Below are 7925 nucleotides of genomic sequence, written 5' to 3' on the forward strand. Positions count from 1 at the left end.
TATTTGTTGAATGAACAGAATTAACCTACTTATAGCGGACGATCATACGATGTTTCTTCAGGGAATTATTTCTTTGCTGGAACAGGAACCGAATATTATTGTTGTAGATAAAGCTGTAAATGGAATTGAGGCGCTGGAAATCATTAAAAAAGGTGTTGTTGATTTTATTATTCTTGATATCAGCATGCCAGAAATGGATGGAATTGAATTGAGTAAGATTCTTAAAAAACAACATCCTGATGTGAAAATCTTAATTGTAAGTACACACAGTAATGTGATGATTGTTTCGAGATTGATTCGGATTGGTGTAAATGGTTATTTATTGAAAAATGCTGCAAAAGAGGAACTTTTAAAAGCTATCAATACGATTGCTCAAGGAGAAAATTATTTTGCAGAAGAATTAGAAGAAAAATATCTTACGAATAGTTCCAGAATTGAAAAGCAGGTTTCTAACTTGACAGAACTAAGTTCAAGAGAAAAAGAAATCTTGGTTTTGATTGCACAGGAATACAATACAGCTGAAATCGCCGAAAAGACTTTTATAAGTCTGAATACTGTAAATACGCACCGCCGTAATTTATTATCCAAACTGAATGCAAAAAATACGGCGGGTCTTGTAAAATACGCGGTCGAAAATGGTTTAGTAGATTAATTAAAATCCTTTTCCGGCTCGGTAATTTAAAACTAATCCAAAAGTATCCGGAATCACCACATTACCAATTGATTTATTGTAAGTGCAGATGACTCTGAAATTATCTGAAAGGTGAAATCCCGCTAATAAGTTTAGTGTTTTTGAAGTTCGATACCCTCCGCCAAATTCTACTTTATTTTTATAATTGATTAAAAGATTCAAATCGGCTTGAAACGGTGCTCCTTCTACGTATTTAAACAATAGGCTTGGATTTATCAAAACTTCTTCGAATCGATTGGTAAAGAATTTATATCCGAAATAGCTGTAATACACGTTTTTTAAATTGGTATTATTACTTGAATTGAAAGTTGAGTTTAATAAATTAGGCGATGATAATCCAAAATAAATGTGGTCACGGTTGTATAAAAATCCAACCCCAAAAGTTGGTGTAAAGCTGTTTACATTTTCTTGAAATTTCGGATCGTTTTCTATTCCTAGTTGAGTCAGATTTTCGTTGTAAATCATAGCTCCGGCAGTCACTCCAAATGAAATAATGTTAGGATCATAAGCCCACCATTTTCCATACTTATAATCAGAATCGTAATAAATTTTATAGGAGTATGAAGTGAAAAAATTGGTTGTGTTGGTTACACCAATTTGGTCATGTGATATTCCTGCTGCGAGACCAATCTTTTCTCCCCATGTTAATTTATTTACAGAAAGATCAAAATTTTTCGGACTTCCTTCAACTGAATTAAAATATCCGTTAGTGGTCATGGCAAGATCTAAATCAGAATAATATCCTGCATGAGCTGGGTTTATTAAAACGGTATTGTAATTATAACTTGAAAAAACGGGTGTCTGTTGTGCATAAGCTCTTTCTAAAAAAATGATTATGATGAATAAAACTAAAATTATATTGATTTTACTTTTCATGAATTAACGTTTTAAAACAAGATATCCCTTGAGTTTTTTTAAGTGATTTGGCTGATTGATGCGGATTTCAAAGAAATAGGTTCCTTCTGGCAATTGATTGGCTCCGAGATTTCGGCTTTTATTGGCAATTCCGCTGAAAACATTCGTTGCGTTATTGTACCCTTTTGTTTGATACACTAAATCGCCCCAACGGCTGTAAATTAAAACTTCATTTTCTGGATAATCAGTTATTCCGTCAATTACCCAGAAATCGTTTATTCCGTCATTATTAGGAGAAAAACCGTATTTGGTTTCATCTTTTTGTACTGGAATCACAGTTATGGTTATTGAATCTTCTGTCTGGCAACCGTCTTTATTGGTAAAAACTACAGTATAAGTTGTGGTTTCAGATGGCGTTGCAATTGGATTTCCAACTTTATTATTGTTTAGTCCTGTTGCTGGCGACCAGGAAAAATTTCCATTTTCTAAAGCTACAGCCTGCAGTTTTACGAATTGTCCTTCATTAATTTCTACATCCTCACCTGCATCAACAAAAATGGGATAAGTAAACAATTGAAAAGAGCATTCGGTATGGTTATTATATTTATCCGAAACATTAATATAAATCGTCATTCCTTCTACAAATGGGGCTCCTGGTGCAGGAGTTTGCACAATTACAGGATTCGGATCTGTATTATCAGTAACAGAAATTATTTTGGTATAATCAGGAACTATACTTACACTACAGTCAAACATTTGATCTGCCAGACAAGTAAATACAGGCGGTTCGTTATCTTGAATAACATTAATTTTAAATGTACACGAAGAAATGTTTCCGCTGTTATCAGATACATTTATTGTAATACTCATTTCGTCAGTAACATTTGTTCCTGCGACTGGCAGCTGCGTTATGATTAAATTTGAGTCGCAATTATCTGTTGCTGTAATCATTGCACGATAGTCTGGAAGTGTTTCTCCTAAATTTAAATTCTGATCTGCAATACAAATAATTACTGGTTTTGTAACATCTGCAGAGGCGTTAATTTTGAAACTACAGTATGATTCATTCTTAGAAACATCTTGGGCTGTCATAGTAATAATCATTCCGTCAGTAAAAACACTTCCCGCAGGCGGATTCTGTGTAATTATTGGTGAAGCATCACAATTATCTGTTGCAGTAACTAAAGGTGTATAATCTGGCACTATACTCCCACATGATAATGTTTGATCTCCAATACAGGTAATTACAGGCGCAGTCACATCTGCGGAAGCGTTAATTTTAAAACTACAATAAGATTGATTATTCGAAAGATCTTCAGCGGTAATCGTAATTGTCATCTCTGCTGTAAATACAGTTCCCGCAGGCGGATTCTGTGTGAGTAATGGAGATGAATCACAGTTATCTGTTACTGAAACTAAGGTTGTATAATCTGGAATTGTACTACCACACGACAAGGTTTGATCTGCTATACAAGTAATTACAGGTTTCGTTAGATCTGCAGAAGTATTGACTTTAAAACTGCAGTATGATTGATTATTTGACGCATCTTTTGCTGTAATAGTGATAGTCATTCCGTTGATAAAAGCACTTCCTGCAACTGGATTTTGACTTAAAATAGGAGCAACATCCATATTATCAGTAACTGTTATCAAACCCAAATAATCTGGCACTGCACTGCCACAGGTTAATTGCTGATCAGCAAGACAGGTGATTACAGGAGCTTCGACATCAGTATTATCTGAAATTTTGAAAATACACGTTGAGAAATTACCACTTTTATCTGTAACTGTTATTGTAACATCTTTACTAAGTCCATCAAATACTGTCAACGGTGCCGGCAGCTGTGTTACGGTTGGACTTGAATCGCAATTATCTGTAACCGCGATAGTATTTCTAAAATCAGGAATAGGAAATCCAGTTAACACTATTTCATTTTGCGGACAATTTGTAATAATTGGTTTTTCTGTATCAAGAGTATTTTTACCAAAAACCACAAAAGATCTTCCAGGATTATAATTTACTTTTAAATTCATAAATCCGCCATCATAAGGATTTCCGATTATGAGATCACTTATTCCATCATGATTTACATCTCCTGCATAACTAGCGCTATAATCATAAAGAAAATCAGATTCGATTCTAAAATGCTTATCCGATGTGTTTGCTGTTGAATTCCATATTTTCTTTCCGTATAAAACATAAGTTGTACCGGGAGTATGTATAAAATAATCATCGATATTGTCATCATTAAAATCTCCTGCATAACCAAAAGAGTTTGAACTGCCTAAGCCATTTATCGTAAACCCATTAGTTCCGTCAAGATTATTTAAATCTACCTTTGCAGGAAAAGAAGTTTTTCCGAACAAAATATATTGTCCTATTATGGCAATATCATTTATACCGTCATCATTTAAATCTCCTGCTTTTGCAACCCCATTGTAGGAATCCAAAGGCATAACAGAATTTTCTACTATAAATCCGTTTGTTCCATTTAAAGCAGAAATATTAAAGTTGGAAGGAAAATTGGAAGACTGTCCAAAAATTACATATTTACGATTCTGTCCCGTACCATTATAACTCCCTAAGGCAAAATCTGAAATCCCGTCTCCATTTACATCTCCTAATCCTGCTACAGATTCACCGATTTTTCCAATAGAAGCATTTCCTTCAATGGTAAAACCATTTGTTCCATTAAGTTCAAAAGTCCTCAATATAGCAGGAAAACCAGATGTTTTACCATACACTATAAAGCATTTTCCTTCGCCAGCTCCAGAACCAGAGGTAATAATTGCAATATCCTGAAAACCATCACCATTGATATCTCCAATCGTATCAATACTCGCTCCCGCGGCTCCAAAATTCTCATTACCTATAAGAGTAAAACCATTGAATCCGTCTAAAGATGATATTTTAAATTCAGCAGGAAAACCATTATTTTTCCCAAAAATTACATATGTATGCCCCGCTTCTGGTCCGTAAGAAGAATGTCTGTAAGGATCACTTAACATAAAGTCTCCTATTCCGTCGCCATTGATATCACCTGCACTACTTACATCATAACCTGTTAGTGGAAAATTTGAAGATGGAATATCATTTCTAATTACAAAACCATTTGTTCCGTCTAATAATCCTAAATCTACATTAGGAGAAAATCCCGAGGATTTTCCAAATACAACATAGGCAGCACCCGGAATAATTTTATAAATCATTGAAGGTCCATACCATGGACTATAACTTCCAGGGGCACCTATTATTAAATCGGTTATTCCATCTCCATTAATATCACCGGCTGTATTGACACTGAATCCAGCTTCACGGGTTAAAATTTCACCATATATGGAGAATCCATTAGCTCCATATAAATTATTAACGTTAATAGAAGCCGACTTACAATCAATATCTTCTTTAAAAGTTTTTAGTTTGACTAAAAAAGTACAGGAATTCATATTTCCAGATCCATCTTTAACCGTGATAGTAACATTGGTATCTTCTGTAAAAAGTGTTCCCTGTGGTGGTGTTTGTGTAAAAACTAAATCAAAATTATCAGTAGTATCATCACTTACAGCTGGTAGAAAAGATACATAATTAGGCAGAGTTGAATTTGCATAAAGCTCCATTCCAGACGGACAAGTAATTATAGGAGGAAGATTTCCTTCTAAAACATTTATATAAAAACTACAAGATGTTGTATTTCCCGAAACATCTTTAGCAGTTAAAACCACATTTACTGGTGCTGTAAATGTAGTTCCTGCTGGAGGAGTTTGTGTTATAACTGGATTTGGGTCGCAATTATCCGTTACTGACAATAAGCCTTCATAGTTAGGAATAACATCTCCAATTGCCAAAGTCTGATTATCCGGACAGTTGGTTATTATAGGTTTCGTACTGTCTGTTGCTGCATCTACAATAAAACTGCAGGTTGAAGCATTATTAGAAACATCTTTAACAGTCAAAATTACTGTCATGCCAGGAGTAAAAATACTTCCTGGGATAGGGTATTGAGAAACTGTTAAATTGCCCAGACAATTATCATATCCCGTAACTAAAGTTCTATAATCTGCTAAAAAAGATCCGCAATTTTGAATTTGATTCCCCGGACACGTTAAAGTTGGCGGAATATTATCAGGATTTGCCTGTGTAACATTAAAATTACAAAATGAAGAATTCCCCGACGGATCTGTATATTTTATCTGAACAGGAATTCCATTATAGAAAGGAGTTCCTGGAGCTGGTGTCATTTCCCAAGAAATCGAGATACTGCAATCATCTTCTAAATTCATCATGGGATTAGTCGCGTAGTTAGGCAATACGTCTCCACAATTTAAAGTAATATTCGTAGGACAGGTAAATGTGGGAGGCGTAACATCTGGAGTCAGCGCTGTAATAATTATTGAACAGCTGCTTTCATTCCCTGTTTCATCTTTAGCAGTAAAAACAATAGTCATACCGTCATAAAACTTAGTACCACCTGTGGATTGCGTTAGATAAATATCTCCTCCTGAATCATCACTAACAATTAACTCGTTCAAATAATCAGGTACTAAACTTCCGCATGGAAGTTTTTTATTTGAAGGACAAATCAATAAGGGAGGTTGTATATCTGCTGATTTTTTTAATCCCTTAGAAGTTTTACGAAATGTATTTATAAGAGACTTAACAATAGGTTTTTCTTTTCCCGTATAAATTATTCCCTTTTCTTTTGATTCCTTTAAACCAGTTTCAGAAATAATAAATTTCATCTCTTGGCTATAACAAGTAAACATTCCCATAAAAAGAAAAAAAAGGATAAATCTATTTATTAAACCCTCAAATGTTTCTTTGAAATTCTTCATTAAACTATATATTTTAAACTCATAATAAATGACAAAAATATATTAGATAAAAACCCTACACATCACTATAAATAATGATTTTAATGGGATGAAAAAATAAAATTTAGGTTATATATTCATTGGAAAGATGAAATGATTATCATTAAAAAATAATTTGTAATTTAGTTTAAAACCTTAATTATAAACTAAATGAGATCTATTATTGCTTCTACAATACTTTTGCTTACAGTTTCATGTAAAAACGAAAATCAAACATCCTCACTTTCAAATTATTTTACCTACAATCAAGATATAGTTGAAACTGCGGGAGTAAAAATGATTCCGATAAAAACTCCCGTGGGAGAATTTAAAGTATGGACAAAACAATTTGGAAATAATCCGAAAATAAAAGTCTTGTTATTACACGGAGGTCCAGCCATGACTCACGAATATATGGAGTGTTTTGAAACATTTTTTCAGCGCGAAGGATTTGAATTTTACGAATATGACCAACTTGGATCTTATTACAGCGATCAACCAAAAGACAGCAGTTTATGGACAACTGAAAGATTTGTAGAAGAAGTAGAACAAGTTCGAAAAGCTATTAATGCAGATAAAAATAATTTTTATGTATTAGGAAATTCATGGGGAGGAATCTTAGCAATGGAATATACTTTAAAATATCAACAAAATATGAAAGGCTTATTAGTATCAAATATGATGGCAAGTGCTCCTGAATATGGAAAATATGCAGATGAGGTTTTAGCTAAACAAATGAAACCAGAAATTTTAGCCGAAATAAGAGCTTTAGAAGCCAAAAAAGACTTCAATAATCCAAGATACATGGAATTATTACTTCCAAATTTTTATAAAGAACATTTATGCCGATTAAAAGAATGGCCAGACGGGCTAAATCGTGCCAGTAAACATGTTAACGGAGAAATTTACACCTTAATGCAAGGTCCAAGTGAATTTGGAATAAGCGGAAGATTGGCTAAATGGGACATCAAAAACAGATTGCATGAAATTACGATTCCAACATTAATGATTGGCGCAAAATATGACACCATGGATCCTAAAGCAATGGAAGAACAAAGTAAATTAGTTAAAAAAGGACGCTATTTATATTGTCCGAATGGAAGTCATTTAGCAATGTGGGACGATCAAAAAGTTTTCATGAATGGGGTAATTCAATTTATAAATGATGTTAATTTAGAAAAAGTACAATAACAAAAAAACCATAAACACCTAATCATCAATACACTAACAAATACCTATATTAATTTCAGACAGATTTTCAATAAGTTGATTAAAAAAGAAACTATAAGTCCGCATAAGATATAATCTTAGCGGACTTATTTTTTATTTAGATTCAAAGCTTGAATTTTTCTAAAAGCATTAAAAACGAAAAAACCCTGTCCGGTATGGACAGGGTTTTACAAAAGAAAGGCGGCGACATACTCTCCCACAATATGCAGTACCATCTGCGCAGGCGGGCTTAACTTCTCTGTTCGGGATGGGAAGAGGTGAGCCCCGCCGCAATAACCACCTTAAGGCTGTTAGTCTA

General features: G+C 33.7%; 4 protein-coding genes and 1 rRNA gene. 2 read left to right on the forward strand and 3 right to left on the reverse strand.

Annotation, left to right across the window (positions count from 1 at the left end):
- Positions 1–10: 10 nt before the first annotated feature.
- Positions 11–652, forward strand: a complete 642-nt coding sequence (locus tag P2W75_RS14420; RefSeq protein ID WP_276380994.1) for a response regulator transcription factor — start codon at positions 11–13, stop codon at positions 650–652.
- Here P2W75_RS14420 and P2W75_RS14425 read toward each other — a convergent pair whose 3' ends face one another.
- A complete protein-coding gene (locus tag P2W75_RS14425; RefSeq protein ID WP_276380995.1) occupies positions 653–1567 on the reverse strand; it encodes a type IX secretion system membrane protein PorP/SprF in 915 nt (304 codons plus the stop codon).
- 3 nt (positions 1568–1570) lie between these two features.
- Entirely contained in the window at positions 1571–6286 is a 4716-nt protein-coding gene (locus P2W75_RS14430; protein WP_276380996.1) for an HYR domain-containing protein, read from the reverse strand.
- Between the two features lie 282 nt (positions 6287–6568).
- Here P2W75_RS14430 and P2W75_RS14435 point away from each other — a divergent pair, with 282 nt between their 5' ends.
- Complete coding sequence (locus tag P2W75_RS14435) at positions 6569–7588, forward strand: proline-specific peptidase family protein (protein WP_276380997.1); 1020 nt, start codon at positions 6569–6571, stop codon at positions 7586–7588.
- Positions 7589–7802: 214 nt separating this feature from the next.
- Here P2W75_RS14435 and rrf read toward each other — a convergent pair.
- Positions 7803–7911 (reverse strand): 5S ribosomal RNA (rrf, locus tag P2W75_RS14440).
- Positions 7912–7925 lie beyond the last annotated feature (14 nt).

Source organism: Flavobacterium sp. H4147, assembly GCF_029360735.1.
GTDB lineage: Bacteria > Bacteroidota > Bacteroidia > Flavobacteriales > Flavobacteriaceae > Flavobacterium > Flavobacterium endoglycinae.